This window comes from Leeuwenhoekiella sp. CH_XMU1409-2 (assembly GCF_037029365.1).
In the GTDB taxonomy this organism is placed as follows: Bacteria; Bacteroidota; Bacteroidia; order Flavobacteriales; family Flavobacteriaceae; genus Leeuwenhoekiella; species Leeuwenhoekiella blandensis.
Window position 1 is genome coordinate 1 of record NZ_JAYMEI010000006.1, and the last position, 20,065, is coordinate 20,065.

The window sequence follows — 20,065 nt, forward strand, 5'->3', positions numbered from 1 at the left end:
TAAAAAGAAAAACCGCTTAAAAGCGGCTTATTTATGTTCATAATATTGCGTTTTACAGTCTTGTGCAACGGTCACCAGTGTTTTAGTGCGTTTTTTTCTTCAATTATAAACCTATATTTTTCCTGTATTTCTTCGTCTGTTAAATTGTTTTCTAATTTTTCTTTATCAACTATTTCGGCGAAAATAGAATTTAAGTAAGAAGCCACACTCACATAATCCTGATATGTAGAATTAGACGAAAACTCCAAAAGAAGAACAAACTTTTCATTAAATTCTGCATATGTTTTCAAATCAGATATCTTATTAGAATTTAAATCTGTCAGTTGAAATTCATTTACACTTACATTTAGATTCAACACTTTATTTTCTAAAAAGTAAGGCTCTAATTCCGAATAATAATTTGGTGCTCCTTTTCCTTTTAATCGGTCCACTATATATTCCGAGTCATTTTGAATATATGGTGGTAATATAATTCTTAAATCTTTTTCCCCTTTCAAGTCAAGCACAAATGATTGCTTAAATGCCTTACGAAATTCCTTTGTTATTTTTTGGAAAGTTTGATATGGCAAATCTTGGTCAAGTGACAAAACAATTTTTGGATAATCATGATGGCGTCTTTTAAATCGAAGGGAATCAATTCTGCTGTGCAAAGTTGAATCTAATTCTGTGGTTAATGTATCATCATCAATAATTCTAAATTCTGATTCGGTAACTTGGTCAACATAGATTAGATAGTCAGATAAGTTTTCTTTTATCGAATAATTTGTATAATCAGATTGAGGAAGATTGATTTGATTTCTATTTTTTGAACAAGAAATAGAAACTAAAATTAGCAATATGAATCTTAAAAGTCTCATTTTTTTCCAAATACACTACAACTGTTTTTAATCGCGTTGTTTTTGTCTGAAATCAGGAAAACCACGCTCATCCCATTTTAGGATACGCGCACGAGTATGTCTGTTGAAGTCGTATAAGGAGTTCCCACGGATCTTCTCGTAAACACGGGCGTGATAGATCATCACATCGGTTTCACCATCTTCTGCTTTGGTAAACGAGTTATGCCCGGGACCAAAACGCCTGGCTTCAGCATTCGTTGCAAAGACAGGAGTTTCTGATTTGTTCCAGGAAGCTTCGTCCATCAGGTCGGCGTTCTCATCTGCCCACAATAAACCTACCGCATAGTTTTTATCGGTAGCACTTGCAGAATAGGTAACAAAGATCTTTCCGTCATGTTTGATCACTGCGGCACCTTCATTTACTTTATAGCCTATACGCTCCCAGTCAAATTCAGGATCGCTGATCACGATCTCCGGACCGGTCAAGGTTGTAGGATTTTCCATTTCAGACATCACCAATGAAGTATTCTCGCCTTCACGCACATTCTGTGCCCAAATGAGATACCTTTTCCCACGGTGTTCAAAAGTGGTGGCATCAAGTGAGAAAGAGTCGCGCTCGGTAGCGATCTGCCCCTCTTCTACCCATTCGCCTTGTGTAGGATCTGCAGCATCGGTAGAAAGCACAAACATTCTAATATTCCATACATTCTCTGCTTCTCCGGCAGCAAAATACACATACCATTTGCCGTCGATCTTATGAAGCTCAGGAGCCCAGATATGATGTCCCATTTTACCAGTTTCGTGTTTCGTCCAGATCACTTGTGGTTCGGCAGTGCCTAGACCGTTAATGCTATCGGACTTTCTGATCTCAATACGGTCATATTCGGGAGCGGTGGCAATAAAATAGTAAGTCCCGTCATCATCTTTATACACCCAGGGATCGGCCCGCTGACCAACAATAGGGTTGTTATAAGGCATTTCTGCACAGGCTTCTGCCTCGGTTTGTGAAGCCTCGCTTGCAACAGACTCCTGAGTTTGTTTACAGGAAACCGCGACAAGCGCAAGTACTCCTAAACTTAGCGTATAAATAGATCTCATAGATTGAAAAATTAAAAGTGTCTAATTCACATTTAACTTACAAGTATACGAAATCCTTTTCTTAAAAAGTAGACAGGCTTTTTGAGTCTTATTCCGATTGAAGCATGTGCACATCGGCAACAGTCCTAAAACCGCTATGATCTGTTGCAGAATCAGGCGCCTGCCCCATTCGTGCAGAAATACGATAACTGGCACAATACGAGTCGTCACATAAAAACGAACCTCCCTTGATCACTTTCTCGGCTTGATAGGGATTTTCAGGATTATAACTCGCTGCAGGCCCTTGCGGATTTACAGTTGTATTCCCTGCTATCTCCTGATAATAGCGCGTAGAAAACCAGTCTTGAGTGAGTTCCCATACATTACCAGACATGTCATAGATCCCAATGGAGTTGGGATCAAAAGAAGCTACAGGAGCCACATAGGCAAAGCCATCTTCGTTGGTGTTTTTGGTAGGAAAAGTTCCTTGCCAAGTATTGGCTTTTGTAGGTAGCGCACGATCATCATCTCCCCAGGTGTAAACCCCTCCGGGCATTTGTCCGTGCGCGGCAGCTTCCCATTCGGTTTCGGTAGGCAGGCGACGCTTGGCCCATTTGCAATAGGCTAAGGCATCTTCATAACTGATGTGTACAACAGGGTAATCGTCTTTCCCTTCAATACTACTTCCCGGTCCTTGCGGATGTTTCCAGTTGGCCCCTATTTTCCACTCCCACCACTGCGTGTAATCATTAAGGTCGCGTACACCTTGTACACTGCGGTCAAAGATCAGTGATCCGGGTTGCAATACACTATCGGCGGGCTTTGGTGTTCCGGGAGGTACGTTCTTTTTCAGTTCTTCCCAGTCTACCGGGCGCTCCGCAAGCGTTACATAACCGGTAGCCTCAACAAAGGCTTTAAACTGCGCATTGGTCACTTCGGTGATATCTATAAAAAAACCATCTACCGCTACCGGATGTGCCGGTTTTTCCCTTGGCAATGCAAAGGAGTCTCCGGGTCGTGCACCTTGTGTAAATTCGATGCCTGAAACCCATACCATTCCTTCCGGGGTCGCAATACTATCGGGCTGCGCTACCAAAAGTTGATGCGCTTCTTGTTGAACTTCTTTTGAGGTAGTCGACGTTTTTATCTTATCGCTTGCCCGCTCTTTACAGGAAAGTACGAGAACTGTTGTGGCCAGCACAATACAAGCGCTTGTTTTGAGGTCTTTCATAGCCATCAAAAATACAAGTTTTTGAAGATTCTGATTCCTCATTTGCATCGGTAAAGGTTTCATTATTGTTTTAAAACAAAGGTATTTTGTCCTTTTTGGCGATCTATGGAAAATAATGTACTGATGAGTCCTAAGTGAGAGAAGCCCTGCGGAAAGTTCCCCAATTGGGCGCCAGACGGACTCAATTCTTCTGCAAACAAGTTGAGATGGTTACTGTAACTCATCAACTTCTGAAAATACCGCTCTGCTTTTTCAACTTCGCCACCCCGGGATAAACATTCGATATACCAGAACGAACCGATGGTAAATGATCCTTCAACAGCTTCGTCTTTATTCGGAATGCTGTCGTGCAGGTTTCGATACACCAGTACATCGTCTACAATGAGTTGGTCTTCGATAACCTTCATCGTTTTGACCCAACGCTTGTCATACGGACTGATGAACTTCATCAGCGGCATCATCAGTAAAGAAGAGTCTACGGTTTTGGCACCTTTAAAGTGTACATAACTTTGCAGTTCCTCATCCCAGAAATTATCATAAATATCCTGAAAGATCAGGTTTCTATTCTTGATCCATTGGCTTACATCTGTTGGTAAGGATCGCTTACGAACGAGTCGTATCGCCCTGTCTAAAGCTACCCAACACATCAATCTTGAAAACAGATAGTGTCGCTTGACTTCACGTACCTCCCAGATCCCGTGATCGGGGTTTTCCCAGTTCTTACATACAAAATCGATCAGTTTCTCTACATTTCTCCAGAAAGAATACATCACGTTCTGTCCGTATTTATCAAAGAGGTAGATGGTATCCATCAATTCGCCAAACACATCCAGTTGCAACTGCCCCGTTGCGGCATTTCCTATACGTACCGGTTGTGATCGTTTATAGCCTTCAAGATCCAGCTCCTCTTCTTCCAGATCGCGACTGCCGTCGATACGGTACATAATCTGCAACTCCACATCTCCATTGATATCGGAATCGATAAGATCATAGATCCACTTCATAAAATGCGAGGCCTCTTCTATAAAACCTAAGCGCATAAAAGCATACATGGTAAAAGCGGCATCCCGTACCCAGGCGTACCGGTAATCCCAATTCTTATCTCCGCCTATCTTCTCGGGCAAAGCGTAGGTGGGCGCAGCTACTGTAGAACCATATTTGGCACTGGTCATCAGTTTTAAGGTGATCGCAGAGCATTTCATATGCTCGGCAAAATCACCGGTGTACTTGCAGGTTTTGATCCATTGATGCCAGAAGTGAATGGTATCCTGCAGTTTGGTATTTAGTTCTTCAAACTGCTCGGCAATAGGAGCTTCAGGCTGTTCCTCTTTTGCCGCTTCAATGATAAAAAAGGCATCTTGTCCTTCTTCCAGACTAAACTGCTCCACCAGCGTTTCCTCTTCAACAATAGCCATGCTACTGCGCACTTTGAGCCCTTCAGGATGCGCTTCATTCTTAAAGATCACCGTGTGCGCGTCTACATATTCGATTTGCGTGTCTACCTTCCCATAATCGATCAAAACTTTCAGGACCAGATCAAAGGAAAGGCTTCCACGTATCAAGCTGATCTTACGCACCAGCTGATTGCGCTCCGGTTTTCCGTCGGACTTCATCGGCATAAAATCGGTAAACTCTACGTTGTAAGCCTCTGATAAAAACCGTGTGGTGAGCACAGCCGTATCTAAAATATATTCCTGAAAACATTTGTCATAAGGCGCTTGCGGACGCGTATGAAAACTTCCTCCTTTATTTTGGTCAAGAAGCGCTGCAAAAACCGAATGGGAATCATACTCCGGGAAACTCATAAAATCAATACTGCCCTCCCGCTGGATCAACGCACAGGTTTGACAATTTCCTATTACACCATAACTTTCTATACCGGGATAACCGCTTGCCTCTTTCATTGAATTTTTAATACGTTTTAATTAGTTGGATGTGTTCTCAATCTGAAAAATTACTGATAAACACAGGGCTTTTTATTAAAATAAAGGTAAAACTTGAGTCTTAGATTCCTTCGAAGCTTTTTTGCCTGTAAAACAGTTCTTTTTAAACCAACTTTAATACAACTTTAGCAGGCTGCATCGGGGTTTAGCGTTTCCTAAAAGCACAAAAAAGGCTACATTTGATATTCACTCCTTTTTTATGACGCACGAATTCCGCACCCTGATCACAACGGCTTTTACCTATAACCAACAGCAACAGGCTTGTGTTATGGCGAGTGTCGTCGCTCTTGACGGCTCCTCCTACCGCAAACCGGGCGTACGTATGTTGATCGCAGCAAACGGAACGATGACCGGAGCGGTAAGCGGCGGCTGCGTAGAAAAGGAAGTGCTTTTTCAGGCGCAGGAGGTCTTCGAAACAGGAAACCCCAAAATGATGACCTACGACGGCAGATACCGTCTGGGCTGTGAAGGTATTCTCTACATCCTGATCGAACCCTTGGTGGTTACCGAAGCGCTGTACAACCAACTCACCACTGCTTTTGAGCAACGTACTCCAATACAAATTTGCGCGTATTACAGCCGCGATATTGAAGCAACCCATCACTATTTGGGTTCACAGGTGCAGCTTGCAGCGGGAGCTCCCCTCCTTTTGAACGGGGAAGAAACGCAAACCACTCCTGCCGAAAATACTTTGGAATTTAAGCAACAGCTACCTCCTATTTTTCAGTTATTCCTTTTTGGTGCGGAACATGATGCTGTGCAATTAGGTATTCAGGCTTCACAACTGGGTTGGGACGTGACAGTGATCGCATCTCCAAAAGACCCCAAGACCGAAGCCAATTTCCCCGGAGTAAAGAGCGTACTGCATCTGTTACCGGAAGAAGCTCACCAACTCGTCATCGACGAAGAATCGGCGGTGGTATTGATGAATCACAATTATGCGACCGACCTTAACTTTCTGGTGAACATCTATGATAAACAGCCACAGTATATTGGGATTTTGGGCAGTTCTAAACGCAGGGAAAAGTTGTTTAACGAACTCATAGACTACAAGCCCGATCTGGATGCTGAAGTGCTTGACCGCATTTACGGACCGGCAGGTATTGATATCGGAGCCATCACGCCGCAGGAAATTGCACTGTCTGTACTTGCGGAACTACTAGCGGTTACCCGCAAACGCGACGTCCCTTCCTTGCGCGATAAGTTGGGAAGTATTCACAAAGAAGCCTGATCTAAGACCTGCACGCGTAAACTAACATAAGTCAAACCTCAGCGTATAATAGCCTTGGGCGCAAGCTTTAAAACTGCTTTAGTGTAAGCCTGTTATACTTGCACTGAAGATTTTTTGGTCATAAGCCAAACCTTAGCAATTTATCGCCTTGGGCGCAGCCCACAAAAAACGTCCTGTAGTTGTATCAACCACAGGACGCTGAATTTATAATGCAGAAGCTGTTACGCCGCGCTTTCTTATTTTAGAATCATTTTCTCAGGGGTGAGCGGCAACTCACGCATACGCTTACCGGTTGCGTTAAAGACTGCATTGGCAATAGAAGCCGCAACACTGGTGATACCCAGTTCGCCAATTCCCTTGATGCCCATTTTGTTGGCGATCTTATCCTCTTCAGGAAGGTAGATCACATCAATATTGGCCATATCCAGATTAACAGGAACGTGGTAGTCTGCAAACGACCGCGTAATAAAGTTTCCGTAGTTGGGTTCTACTTCAGTGCGTTCTGCAATCGCCATCCCGGCTCCCATCGCACACCCCCCAATGATCTGACCAAAAGCGGTCTTTGGGTTCAGGATCTTTCCGCAGCTGGCCACATTAAGCATACGCTTGATGCGAAATACACCCGTATCTTTATCTACCCAAACCTCGGTAAAGTTGGCACCAAACGAAAACACGCTGTGCGCCTTATATTCTTCATCAGGCTCAGCCGTTCCTTCCGCTTCCAGCGTATTCAAGTTACTCGCTTGCATCAGCGCTGCCGTCGAAGTCGCATCTGTAGCACCTGCTACAGCTTTTAGATCCTTCATCGCTTGTTCGCAGGCTGCACGAGCTCCGTTAGCAAAAGAAGCTGCACCCCAGGATCCTCCGGAACCGGGTGTAACCGGATATTCAGAATCACCTAGTTCTACATCTACCTGCGCTACAGGAATGTCTAAATATTCTGAAACCGTCTGTGCCAGAATGGTATAACTTCCTGTACCAATATCGGTCGCATCCATTTGCAAGGTGGCATACACCTCGTTGCTTTTCAATTCTAAAATCACTTTAGCCGAAGTCTTCATAAACGGAGCGCGACGCGATGCACCGCTTACCCCGTAGCCTACCAGCCAATTGCCTTCAGATTTCGTTCCGGGAGTTTTAGGACGATGCTCCCAACCAAATTCTTTAGCGCCCAGCCGCAAACATTCATTCAGCAAACGGGAAGAAAAGGGTTTGTCGTTACTTGGGTCTACCTGCGTATCGTTCTTGATTCTAAATTCTACAGGATCCATATTCAGTTTATACGCCATCTCATCCATCGCCGATTCTAAAGCAAAACTACCGGTAGCTTCCCCGGGAGCACGCATCGCAAAAGGCGTTTGTAGATTCATCGGCATCAAGCGGTGGGTTACGCTGTTGTTGGGTGTTTTGTAAAGCATTTTGGTCACCGTACCACAAGATTCCTGATACTGCTCATAAGTTGAGGTATGCGATAAAGTATCGTGAGATAAAGCAGTAAGGGTACCATCTTTTTTAGCCCCTATTTGAATGCGCTGCTCATTACGCTGACGTAAATTGGTATTGGTAAACATCTGCGTACGCGTTACAGTGAACTGTACGGGACGCCCTACAGCTTTAGAAGCCATCAAGGCCAGAATCACATGCTGTTTTGCAGCCAACTTAGAACCAAAGCCGCCCCCTACATAAGGCGACATCACGCGTACGTTCTTTTTATCGATCTTAAAGGTATCTGCGATCGTCTTTGCCGCGTTGTCTATCATTTGCTGACTCGCATAGGCTTGTACGTTACCGTTGTTCCACGAACCGATAAGCGCGTGCAATTCCATAGGATGATGGTGCTCAATGGGTGTTACGTAGGTCTCATCAAGGGTAACGTCTGCTTCTTCAAGTCCGCTAGCCACATCTCCCCGGGAATAATCTGACTGCTCCGTGGGTTTATAGGCTTTAGGTTTTGATGCTTCAAAATCAATATCCGGTGTGGCTTCTTCGTAGGTATACTTTACAAGTCGGGCTGCATATTGCGCCTGCTCAAAAGTTTCAGCAACCACCATTCCTACATACTCTCCGTAGTAATGCACTTCGTTACTCTGCAATACCGGTTGAATACTGGTGGTAGATAAGGGATGTAAGTCTTTCTCGTACTGCGCGAGCTTTTCAGCATTCTTAAAAGTGATCACGGCGAGCACCCCTTTTTGGGCTTCCGCTTCCGAAGTATCTAACGCAGTAATGCGTCCTCTAGCGATCGTACTGTTGATGCCTTGCGCATAGACCAGATCCTTGACGTTGAACTCGGAGGCATATTTTGCCATTCCGGTCACTTTAAGTTTTCCTTCCACACGGTTGATCGGGTTTCCGGTTCCTTTTGATGTATATGAATTCATAATGTTGTGTATTGATTAGGCCTTTTTAGCATAGGCTTGTTCCAAAGCACGCACGATGGCTTTGCTTCCCATAGGTACTTTGTATTCATTGTGGGCGAGCGTTTGAGCATCTTCTAATGCCAGACGTGCTGCTTCCTCAAAGTGCGCAGCAGTTGGTTTTTTCCCGATGAGATACGCTTCTGCATTGGTAAGCTTCCACGGTTTGTGAGCTACACCTCCCATCGCCAGACCGGCATCGGTGATGATTCCTCCTCGTATTTTCAGCCCTGCTGCTACAGAGATCAAGGCAAAGGCGTAACTACTACGCTCCCGAATTTTCAAATAATGGTAATGCTCGGTAAACTGCGGTTTAGGCAGATCGATCGCAGTGATCAACTCCCCCGGCTCCAGGGTATTGTCTTTTTCAGGAGACGAACCCGGCAGGCGGTGAAAATCGGTAAAATCTATAGTGCGTTCGCTTCCGTCAGGGGCTTGTACCGTTAAGGTAGCCTCGAGTGCAGCCAGCGCCACACACATATCAGAAGGATGGGTCGCCACACAGCTTTTACTCCATCCAAAAATGGCGTGCTTGGCATTAGCGCCTTCCAGCGCGCCACAACCGCTTCCCGGTTCGCGTTTGTTACACGGCATCGAAGTTTCAAAGAAATACGGGCAACGGGTGCGCTGCAACAGGTTACCACCGTTGGTCGCCATATTGCGAATTTGTGCCGTGGCTGCAGAAAGCATCGCCATAGACAGTAAGGGATAGTTTTTACGGATCTCCGGAGCATTGGCTGTAGCCGAATTGCTCTTTGCCGCGCCCAGTGTATATCCACCGGCGGCATTGGCGGTGATGCGATCATTGTCCAGATCGGCCACCTCAATAAGGTGTTCGGGGCGTTCTACATCTTCCTTCATCAGATCAACGAGGTTGGTTCCCCCGCCCAGGTATTTGGCTTCTTCCCGTTCTTGTATCGCCGTCAGGGCTTCTTGGCGTGTTTTGGCTGCTATATAATTAAATGGTCTCATAGTTGGTTTATTGGTTATCGCCTGCTGCTTTAAGTTCGTCTACACTCGCGAAGCGCCATTTCGGTTGCTCCTCAACCCCACTTTGCACTTCTTTCACAGCCTGTACAATGTTGTTATAAGCCCCACAACGGCAGATATTACCAGACATACGCTCTCTGATCTCTTCTTCGCAAAGGTCTAGGTTCGTGGTCACTTTTGTAAAATCTCTGGTAACATAACTGGCCTCTCCTTGTTTAGCCTCATCTAATAAAGCTACAGACGAACACAATTGTCCCGGGGTGCAATACCCGCATTGAAAACCATCGTGTTTTAAAAAGGCTTCCTGCATCGGGTGCAAGCCTGCGCCATCGGCTAGGCCTTCAACGGTGGTGATCTTTTTGTCTTTACAGGTAGCGGCAAGGGTAAGGCAAGAAAGTTTACGTTTCCCATCAATCATCACCGTACACGCACCACATTGCCCGTGATCGCATCCTTTTTTGGTTCCCGTGAGTTGCAGGTGTTCGCGCAAGGCATCAAGCAACGAGGTACGCGAATCTAGTGTTAAAGGTTTAACATTTCCGTTGACGTGAAGCTTGACTTCCACTTCGTTTAAAAGGGCCTCCAGATCGTCTTTTAAGGTGTCTGGAGTCGTTTGTGCTAAGAGTCCGGAAGAGAAATACGGCGATGCCATAACACTCATACTGGCGGCTGAGATCTGTCCCAGGAACTTACGCCGCGAGTCGCCAAAAATCCCCAGACAGTCCAGCACTTTCGCTTCATCCTCAGTGAGTTGCTGTTCCTGAAGCGGTTGCTGATGCTTACTTGTTTTCATGATGTAGTATTGAAGTTTTTTGTTTGTGTTTACCGCTACGCCTGCCCTTTTGTGTGTTGAAATCCGGCAAACCGAAATACAGCATAACACCTGTGGCCTCAAGTTACCCAATCGCAAACCACGAGAAGCCCCGTGAATCCTAAATCTCTCTTAAGAACTTCCCTATGAATTCATAAACTTTTTTCAGAGACGAATCAACAGTTGGCAGTGGCAGTTTTCAGTTTTCGGTTTACAGTTTGCTGTTTGCTGTTTGCTGTTTGCTGTTTGTGGTTTACGGTTTTCAGTGTTGAATACCCATACCCGAAGGGCTATACGAAAAAGCAGTTTTTGAGCGCATTTGTCATTTCGAGCGCAGTCGAGAAATCGCATCTGGTACGCACTTCATCAAAAGCCCTCATCCCCAGCCCTTCTCCTCCCGAAACTTCGGGAGAGAAGGGAGTTAGCTTGTTGTGTGATCTCTCCTAACGTCGAGATGACTGAGCATTTTCATACCCGACGGATTACACGAATCCAAAATTCCCTTGGTTCAGAATAGCTGCGGGAAGCTTTGGATTAAGTCGGTAATAGTAGTTTTCAGTCTTCAGTTTATGGTTTGCGGTTTTCTGTTTGCAGTATTGAATACGCATATCCTGAGGGTTACACGAAAAAGCAGTTTTTGAGCGCATTTGTCATTTCGAGCGCAGTCGAGAAATCGCATCTGGTGCGCACTTCATCAAAAGCCCTCATCTCCAGCCCTTCTCCTCCCGAAGCTTCGGGAGAGAAGGGAGTTAGCTTGTTGTGTGATCTCTCCTAACGTCGAGATGACTGAGCATTTTCATACCCGAAGGGTTACACAAATTCAAAATCCCTTGGTTCAGAATAGCTGCAGGAAGCTCTGGATTAAGTCGGTAGTAGCAGTTTGCGGTTTGCGGTTTGCGGTTTGTGGTTTTCTGTTTGCAGTATTGAATACGCATACCCTAAGGGTTACACGAAAAAGCAGTTTTTGAGCGCATTTGTCATTTCGAGCGCAGTCGAGAAATCGCATCTGGTGCGCACTTCATCAAAAGCCCTCATCCCCAGCCCTTCTCCTCCCGAAACTTCGGAAGAGAAGGGAGCTAGCTTGTTGTGTGATCTCTCCTAACGTCGAGATGACTGAGCATTTTCATACCCGAAGGGTTACACGAATTCAAAATTCCCTTGTTTCAGAATAGCTGCGAGAAGCTCTGGATAAAGTCGGCAGTAGCAGTTTTCAGTCTTCAGTTTACCGTTTTCTGTAATAAATATCCATACCCGAAGGGTTACATGAAAAAGCAGTTTTTGAGCGCATTTGTCATTTCGAGCGCAGTCGAGAAATCGCATCTGGTGCGCCCTTCATCAAAAGCCCTCATCCCCAGCCCTTCTCCTCCCGAAACTTCGGGAGAGAAGGGAGTTAGCTTGTTGTGTGATCTCTCCTAACGTCGAGATGACTGAGCATTTTCATACCCGACGGGTTACACGAATCCAAAATTCCCTTGGTTCAGAATAGCTGCATGACGCTTTGGATTAAGTCGGCAGTAGCAGTTTGCAGTCTTCAGTTTACCATTTTCTGTAATTAATATCCATACCCGAAGGGTTTAGTTCCCTTTTGGTCAGTATAGCAAGGGCATCCCGTTAAGAATTTCTGAAGCCTTGGAAGAAATTTAGGGATGCGCTTGCGGTTTTTGCGATAGCAAAAAATACCTATCCAAAAGGCGTCGTTTCTTTTGGTTCGTTTTCTTTAGACGAGGCAAATCGACGTTAGGAGATTCACGAGCTCCCGTGAAATAAGGATCACGCGAGTAAAGAAAATGAACAAAACATGATTAAAACCTAATACTACTCCATTCTACACTAGGAGATCAACGCAATCTTATAAAACCTCCCCTTTCAAACTTTAACCCGAAACCCCTTACAAAAATCCAAATAATCCTGCATAGAATTGCACGGTGTTGCACACTCCTGCACAAGTTCGCACAGCATTACACATAAATTCGAAATTTCCGGGGGTTTGGTAGGGGTCTCGTTCGGGTCTCCTTCGGGTATGCTTCGCATCGACAAACGGCAGGTTTAGAGTCTTAAAGCAACCTGTTCTTAAAAAATGGGAATTTACCGAAGCAAATACGACCCACACTGCACCCAGACCCGAAGAATGTGCTTATTATAGTATTTACGGAATTCCGTAAGTGAGGTTGGAGATTTATGCGGATATTGTTGAAACTAATAATAGTTCCTTTATCACAAAACTTATATAGGGATAATGGGTATATTTATCTTATTATTAGGAGTTAGGCATAATTAATAAATGGAAGATTCAATTTTTAGATTAACCGAAGAACATGAAAAAGAACTTTTTGAGAAAGGTCATATCGTTTTTGACTCTTCTGCTCTATTGAGTTTTTATGGATATACCGACAGGATTTCTGAAGAATATTTTAATAAAATATTTAAAGCTCTAAAGGGTCGTTTATGGTTACCTGCTCAAGTTTTATATGAATTTGAAAAAAACAGAGAAAAAGTAATCACTAAACCTAAAGGTGAATATCTCAGTTTAATAAAAAGTGTCAAAAAAGATGGAGGATACTTGAATACGATACAAAGTCATCTTGCTTTAATTAGAAAAAACTCAAATTCAATTCAAGGACAGATTAAAACACTATGCGAAAGGACATTAAAAGACGATAAACATCCTCATATAGAACAAAAAAGTATAGGCAAATTCAAAGAAGTACTAAAAGCATTTGAAGCGAACCTTGAAATTCTAAATGAAGGATATGAAAACCTATTAAATACCACACAGAATCAAATAGATGAAAAGATTAAGGAATTAGATGAAAAATCTAAATCTGATAACTTTAGAGAACGACTTGATAAACATTTTACTTATGGAGCATCTTATTCTTATGATAAGATGCTTGAAATAATCAAAGAAGGGAGATTTCGATATGAAAACGAAATCCCACCAGGTTATAAAGATGAAAAGGACAAAATAGGTTTCCAGATGTATGGTGATTTATTACTTTGGTTTCAAATAATCGACTATGCTCAAAACGAGCAAAAACCCATAATTTTTGTCACAAATGATGTTAAAGAGGATTGGTGGCAACAAGATGGTAATGGTCAAAATAGCAATATTCCTCGTCACGAACTTTTATATGAATTTAAGGATAAGAGCGGACAAAAAATTTGGTTCTACACTATTGACAGATTAATTTACAAATCAAACCAGTTCCTAAACACAGAAGTTTCTGAAGAGGTTATTGAGGAAATTAAAAATGTAAATATTAGTAGTATTGACCAAGAATGGCTTGACTTACTTCAAGATGCATTAGATAATGATGAAGATGTAAGGGCAAACCATAGATATAAATATAAAGGAAGATCTTTAGGAACATGGCTTGTTGGAATCGCACAAAGAAATAAGGAAGATAAAAAGCTTGAAATAAGAGCAGAAATCGAAGACCTTGGTTTTGATTACAACTTAAGAGGCAGAACACCTGAAGCGTCAACTAAACGTTTTATAAGACAATTGACAGCTGACAATGAGCCATTAAAAATGAATTATCAGAATTGGTTTAATCAAATCATTGCTCCAAAAAAAGACGATTTGACTGAAGAAACAATCGAACAATTAAATCAAGTTTGGGAACTGAAATTTGAAGAAATCAGATATTGGGAAATTCCTTCCAAAATCAAAGACCGTGTTGATGAATGGAAAGAATTTCGTTACAATTCACAACTAAATCCTAGAAACAAATGGTCTACTAACGACCAACAAATGGGTGATTTATACACATGGGTACTTAAACGAAAAAAAGATCCTGAATTAATGGAGCTTGTTTTTGATAAATTTAGTCAGGACGAACTAGATGAATTAAGGCGAGAAGGATTCCCTATAAAAATAATCAATACCTAAATATGGTAACCGTTGCACAAGTCCATAATTTCTAAGAAATCGATCGATTTAAACCGCTTTTAGGCAGTTTTCTACGTTTACAGCCTTGATACACGGGAAAAAGTTTACATTGGTTAGCACCGCTTATTTCTTTTTAAACTTTAAAACAACCACCATATGCTCGGAATACTACTACTTTACTGGATCGGAAAATACTATTATAAACTCGCAGAAGCGCACGACAAAAGCAAATGGGGATATGCGATTCTGGGAATCGTTACGTATTATGCGAGTGCAGTAGTTTCAGGTTTCTTGATGGGTATCTTTATAGAGCTGATCTGGCCGGGTGCTGTGGACACTATCAATGAGTTTTTATTTGGTTTGATGCTGCTTCCTTTTGGTATTGCCGGCACGTATTTATTGTATTACTATTTTAAACGAAACTGGGAAAGCAAAGCTCCCCAATTGGGTGAAGAATTGGGTGCCGGGGAATAAGGAGAAACTTCTAATAGCCTTATAATTTGGTAATTTTACTCAGACTATGACTAACGAAATACTAAGAACAAACCTTTTAAAAAGAAGGGAAACTTGCTTATCTACTATTCGTGCGATATCTGAACTTGATGCCTATCTAAAAGCTGTCTATGAAACTCTTAATAGGTTTGACTTCAATACCTATAAGCAAAAAATTGAAAGAGAAATTCTTGAAAATTTAAAACAATGGTGGACTAATCCGGAGAAAGGAATAAAGAAAGATGAAGAGCTATATGCCATACTTTTTGAATACGATTATTTCTTTCAAAAGAATGTAGAAGCAGTTGCTTACGGAATCGGAGCATATGAAAATTATCAAATACAAACAGATAAATTTGATATGGGGTATGATTATGACTTTACTACAGCATTTTATTCCAGCCCCGGAATAAGCTTAAACTTTTTTGATAGCCTTGAAGCATTAGATCACGACAGCCTACCTGAAAAGTTTAAGGATACTACTATAGATTTTGACGAACTAAAAATAGGAGAACCTATTGAGGTTGATGGATTGAATGATATTGAGGACCTGTTAGGTTATCAAGAAATAATTGATTTACACAAACTTCAAGGAATGTTAGCTATACAAGAGGTGCTTGTGAAGCTTGATGTTGAAAAAGAGTTTGAACCTCTAAACTACAAGGATAATTTTATGTTTTTAATTGCTGAACACGATTCTGGAGAAGTTTATCCGTTATTAATTAAAAAGAAGTAATATTTATAGGTACCGCTAAGTTGTGACTGGTTATACGCTCTATACACAGAAAGTAGATCACCATACCATCTCCTTTGGCTTCTGCAAAAATTCTTTCTTCTAAATACTTGATGAATTAAGCCGATACTTTACAACAAATGAATAACTTTAAGCAAATAAACAGCTTACCACAAAGTATACAGGAGATGGGGTCATCGTTTAGACTACACCTCAACCTTAATCGGGAGTATAGATCAAAACGCTTTGGTATGAATTACAGACGTATAAAACGCGGGTATCAAGTTTTAGCAGCTATCAAGTGAACCAAAAACACCTGATAATCAGTATTGATAGATAGGGTTCTTATATTTAGATTTATAAAGAAGTAAAATAGAGCAAGATGAAAAAACTAATTACGATAACCCTTACACTTTTAACTTTAGCAACTCAAGCACAAGATTGTACACTAAATGAAAAAGTGCAAACGGCCCGTAAGCATATGAATGAAGGCGATGAAGGGTTAACCTGTGCCAATGCTGCTAAATTTTACACCAAGCTTTGTCAATATAAAACGGAAGCACTCAACGAGGCACAAAGCTTTAGATTAAAAAAAGAATTGATAGCTATTAAAAAAGCTTATAATGCTTACGGAGTATTCTGTAAAGATATCGGCAGAATCAATGACGTGATTCCAGATAGGCCTGGATTAAACTCGAGAGGCGATGAAAAAACTTCTACAGATAATATTATCTTGGAAGCTCTATCAAGCAGCCTAGAGGGTAACAATAGTACAGGAGAAAGCAGTGGTGAGAACTGTAACACGGCTGCCGGTAATAAATTTGGCAATCATTCTTTTTCAAATTCAGGAGCAGAAAATGCGGCCAACCAATATGAAGCCTACCGTTGTCATTGTATAAATGGTACTGCTCAACGGCAATTTGACGGGGCAACGTTTTCAGTGAACCAATTAAAAAATCTAAGAGAAAATTATTATAGCATAAAAAGTTCGGGCGACCCAAGCTTAAGTCCGTTACCAACAAAATGTGCCGACAGTCCAATCGGAGAAAGAAGTACTACTACGATAGCAGCATCAAACTTTAATAAAACCCCTAAAAACCTAAAAGAAAGTTTTATTAAAGCGTTTAATCCACAGGGCTATGGCTATTACCAATATGGAATGTCTATTGTAAACAGGGGAAAAGCAATAGCAGAACAAATAGCCACTAGAGCAGATCATTATAGTTCTATAATCAATAATTCTGATCCCGCAAAGGTGGTTGAAGAATTCGAATCAAAAATGACGCGTCTAGATGATATGGAAGATCAACTAGAAAATGAGCAGTCCAATCTTATTGTAAGCCAATTGGAAGAATTGGGAAATCAAATTAGTGCAAATGATTATCAAGGTATACAGTCTAATGTGTTTGGCTCTTTGAGTGCATTAGCAGAAATGGGGGACGCTAAAGCAGAATTAAAAAAGCGAAAAGCTAAATTAGAAAAAGAAAGGCGACAAAAATACCAACAAGCTTATTTAGCAAAATACAAAGCTACGGAACCATTGATACTTGAGTTCAAAAAAAGAGCAGCCTATGCGGAAAATAAAGTTGACGAAAAATATTATTTGGATAATATTGACCATCTATTAGCAGCTATTACAAATACCGAATCTACTCCACCATCAACAACAAGTACTGGTAATAGCATAGAAAATAAATTTATAAACGAAGATGTACAATGGACAAATAAAGCCAAGTACAAATTTTCAAAATATATCTATGAGACTACACTATCTGGCTTAAATACATTCGTGATTATTGATGGAAACACGATTTCGACAACCGCTGCTTCAAAGTTTATACCTGAAGCCTACTTAGAAGCTGCTATATCTTACGCTTCAAAAGCAGTATCAAAAAACCCTACAGCTAAAAACTATATGTTGCTTGCTGAATTATATACTTTTAAAAAAGATTTTACCGCTCTTATTATGTACCAAACTGCTCAAAAAATCGATAGTAGTTATGTTGAAAATTATTCCACGCAATTAAAGGAAGAACTAAGTATAGCAACAGATATGGTGGCAAATGCATTAAAGCATTCAGACAATCCTGAATATAATTCTGATCAATTGATTAGCTCAATAAAAATTGGGAATAAAGTTGCTTTAGAAATGCATCAGACAAAATTGAAACAGATTCAAAATAATGCGGTAGATCAAATTAAAAATGCGATCAGATTAAACAATGAGAGCGCTATTAATGCTCTTCTGGATTTAAATCTTGACCAATCGATTACCATTGGCAACAAAGACATTTTGACTTATGCAGTTTCGATAGACCAAGCAGATGTTGTGCAGCTAATACTTAATAAGTATATAGACGAATTGTCTGATAAGGAAAAAAGTACTAAACTGAAAAAAACTATTATGCTGGCGATAACTCACGATAGTGCAATAGTATTAAGTCGATTTATGGAACTTGGTGTTTCAATGGATTTTGCCTTAAATAATTACACTCCATTATCCTTAGCCAAAGAGTTAAACGCAGAAAACGCACTAGAAGTTCTTAAAGGTAAGAATATTGATGATGAGGTTACTCAATCAAAACTTCCTGTAACTGAGCAACAAAAACAAGAAGCTTTGGGATATCTTGAAAAAGTGACAGAAGAACGAGCCAAAGGAAAAACAGAAAATGAGTTAAATGAAGAAGCTCTTGAGTACGCTAAGAGTTATTTTCTTCGTTATAGCGGTATGCCCACCTCTCAATTACTTGCATTAAATACAGGAAGTAAAGATATTGGTAAAATTCGCACTAAAAATGGAGGTACCCTACTTCATCTTGCAGTAAACCTAACACTACAAAATAAATTATACTTTTGTCGGACTCTAGTTACTACACTATTAAAAAATGAAGTGGATTTTACTGTGAAAGACAATGATGGTAAAACTGCTTACGATTTATTACTAGAGCATGAAAAAGAATTAAAAAAGATAGCCATTAAAACCCATAACATAAGAAAGGGGGCTGTTAAATACTGCTGGAAGGATCGAATAGGTGATATCAAGCCTTAATCAACGCTTAAAGTAAGTGATCAAAAGTATTCCTTGAGATAATCGAAACTTCACAACAAATAAGTAACTTTAAGCACATCAATTCTTTACAACCCAGTATACAGGAGATGATGTCATCGTTTAGATGGCATCTCAAGCTTGTATCGGAAGTATTGATCAAAACGCTTTGGTATGAATTACAGACGTATAAAACGCGGGTATCAACTTTTAGCAGCTATTGGGATCACGCTTTCCGTACTGGCACTCCTCTTTATAGATACTGTTTTAGCGCATATTTCGGTTAATGTTCTGGTGCTCCTTGCAGCAAGTCTGTGCATCCCCTTTTTTTGTTTTAAGGATCATCTATGAACAAAAGTATCCGGTTGCTAAAATGCGAAAGCGTTTAGGTTGGGCAATCGCGTTCTTGGGTTTTATCTTGAGTATGTTCATAGACAGGCTGATTTAAGTGAAATCAAAATTTTCAATTTCGCCAGTCTAGCTCTTGTAAGCTTACTGAAGATATCGAAAACATCTAAAGCGTACCTTTTGACACAAAGGCTTTTATAAAGCGTATTTAGTATATGTTGGTGCGCGATTGTATCGCGTTCCACGCTAAAAACCCAACAAGCTAATGATACACTTAAACTAAAATCTATGAAATATCCTATTGCACTATGCTTCTATATGCTCACACTACTTTCCGGCTTTGCTCAGGAAGAATCCCTACCTCAGCTCCAAACCATCGACGGGGTCATCAACGAACTGCTTGACCAGATCACTATTGAAAAAGGAGAACAGATGGACACTGCTGCGGTACGTAAGTTATTTCACCCTGCAGCGATCTTTACCGTAGCAGATTCCACGCAAGCGGAAACCGCTTCTCTAAATGACTTTCTGAACTATTTGAAAGATCCGTATTACGAAGAAGGCTATCTTGAACAGGAAATCGCAAAAACCGTAGACACCTATAACGGAATCGCACAGGTGTTCCAGACCTTTTATGGAAAAGATTCTGAAGGCACTGAAGAAAAAGGCATCAACAGCTACCAATTAACCTACTACAACAACCGCTGGTGGATCGTTAGTTTATTATGGACCATAGAAACAGAACAGGCTAAAATACCAGAGCAGTATGGTGGAGAATAGTCAATGCTGAAAATTAAGCGCGCTATTTAAACGGAAACAAGTGAAGGCTTATTCAAGCAGTAGCTTTTATTCGCATATAACCTAAAAACCACTAAATACTTGACAAAAGTCCTGAAATAGATTACATTAGCGTTTACAGATCCTACCTCTTTCCAAAAATAGCGGTAACAGATTTTCCGGTTACTACTATTCAAAAGTTCATCCGTAGTTCACTCGAGGTTGACCCGTGGTTCAGCCG

Annotated in this window: 14 protein-coding genes; 7 read left to right on the forward strand and 7 right to left on the reverse strand. The window is 41.3% G+C overall.

The annotated features are described in order from the left end of the window. Positions 1-71 precede the first annotated feature (71 nt). The 4 genes from WA338_RS07895 to WA338_RS07910 form a co-directional block, all read right to left on the reverse strand. Positions 72-857, reverse strand: a complete 786-nt coding sequence (locus WA338_RS07895; RefSeq protein WP_272985162.1) for a hypothetical protein — start codon at positions 855-857, stop codon at positions 72-74. 27 nt (positions 858-884) lie between these two features. Next, on the reverse strand, positions 885-1,934 hold the full coding sequence (locus WA338_RS07900) for a glycoside hydrolase family 43 protein (RefSeq protein ID WP_272985163.1): 1,050 nt from the start codon (positions 1,932-1,934) through the stop codon (positions 885-887). Between the two features lie 88 nt (positions 1,935-2,022). Next, positions 2,023-3,186, reverse strand: a complete 1,164-nt coding sequence (locus WA338_RS07905) for a formylglycine-generating enzyme family protein (protein ID WP_336092863.1) — start codon at positions 3,184-3,186, stop codon at positions 2,023-2,025. Positions 3,187-3,206: 20 nt separating this feature from the next. Continuing rightward, the gene (locus WA338_RS07910; RefSeq protein WP_336092865.1) at positions 3,207-5,048 is read right to left on the reverse strand and encodes a glycoside hydrolase family 15 protein; all 1,842 of its coding nucleotides are present in this window, start codon (positions 5,046-5,048) and stop codon (positions 3,207-3,209) included. A 238-nt stretch (positions 5,049-5,286) separates the two neighbouring features. Here WA338_RS07910 and WA338_RS07915 point away from each other — a divergent pair, with 238 nt between their 5' ends. Next, a complete protein-coding gene (locus WA338_RS07915; RefSeq protein WP_009780042.1) occupies positions 5,287-6,318 on the forward strand; it encodes an XdhC family protein in 1,032 nt (343 codons plus the stop codon). A gap of 236 nt (positions 6,319-6,554) precedes the next feature. Here WA338_RS07915 and WA338_RS07920 read toward each other — a convergent pair whose 3' ends face one another. From WA338_RS07920 to WA338_RS07930, 3 genes are read right to left on the reverse strand one after another with little or no spacing between them, the layout of a single operon-like run. After that, positions 6,555-8,699: a xanthine dehydrogenase family protein molybdopterin-binding subunit gene (locus WA338_RS07920; protein WP_336092868.1), complete on the reverse strand. Its 2,145-nt coding sequence runs from the start codon at positions 8,697-8,699 to the stop codon at positions 6,555-6,557. A 15-nt stretch (positions 8,700-8,714) separates the two neighbouring features. Then, on the reverse strand, positions 8,715-9,707 hold the full coding sequence (locus WA338_RS07925; RefSeq protein WP_336092870.1) for an FAD binding domain-containing protein: 993 nt from the start codon (positions 9,705-9,707) through the stop codon (positions 8,715-8,717). 7 nt (positions 9,708-9,714) lie between these two features. Next, on the reverse strand, positions 9,715-10,518 hold the full coding sequence (locus WA338_RS07930) for a 2Fe-2S iron-sulfur cluster-binding protein (protein WP_336092872.1): 804 nt from the start codon (positions 10,516-10,518) through the stop codon (positions 9,715-9,717). Between the two features lie 2,299 nt (positions 10,519-12,817). On the opposite strand from WA338_RS07930, the gene WA338_RS07935 reads away from it, so the two are divergent. The 6 genes from WA338_RS07935 (at position 12,818) to WA338_RS07960 (ending at position 19,827) form a co-directional block, all read left to right on the forward strand. Next, positions 12,818-14,428, forward strand: coding sequence for a PIN-like domain-containing protein (locus WA338_RS07935; RefSeq protein WP_336092874.1), 1,611 nt, complete (start codon positions 12,818-12,820; stop codon positions 14,426-14,428). Between the two features lie 156 nt (positions 14,429-14,584). Further along, positions 14,585-14,902: a hypothetical protein gene (locus WA338_RS07940; protein WP_336092876.1), complete on the forward strand. Its 318-nt coding sequence runs from the start codon at positions 14,585-14,587 to the stop codon at positions 14,900-14,902. A 46-nt stretch (positions 14,903-14,948) separates the two neighbouring features. Then, positions 14,949-15,656, forward strand: a complete 708-nt coding sequence (locus tag WA338_RS07945) for a hypothetical protein (RefSeq protein ID WP_336092878.1) — start codon at positions 14,949-14,951, stop codon at positions 15,654-15,656. A gap of 379 nt (positions 15,657-16,035) precedes the next feature. After that, complete coding sequence (locus tag WA338_RS07950) at positions 16,036-18,702, forward strand: hypothetical protein (protein ID WP_336092880.1); 2,667 nt, start codon at positions 16,036-16,038, stop codon at positions 18,700-18,702. A gap of 171 nt (positions 18,703-18,873) precedes the next feature. Beyond that, on the forward strand, positions 18,874-19,050 hold the full coding sequence (locus WA338_RS07955; protein WP_336092882.1) for a hypothetical protein: 177 nt from the start codon (positions 18,874-18,876) through the stop codon (positions 19,048-19,050). Between the two features lie 285 nt (positions 19,051-19,335). Further along, positions 19,336-19,827: a hypothetical protein gene (locus WA338_RS07960; RefSeq protein ID WP_336092884.1), complete on the forward strand. Its 492-nt coding sequence runs from the start codon at positions 19,336-19,338 to the stop codon at positions 19,825-19,827. The last annotated feature ends 238 nt before the right edge of the window (positions 19,828-20,065 follow it).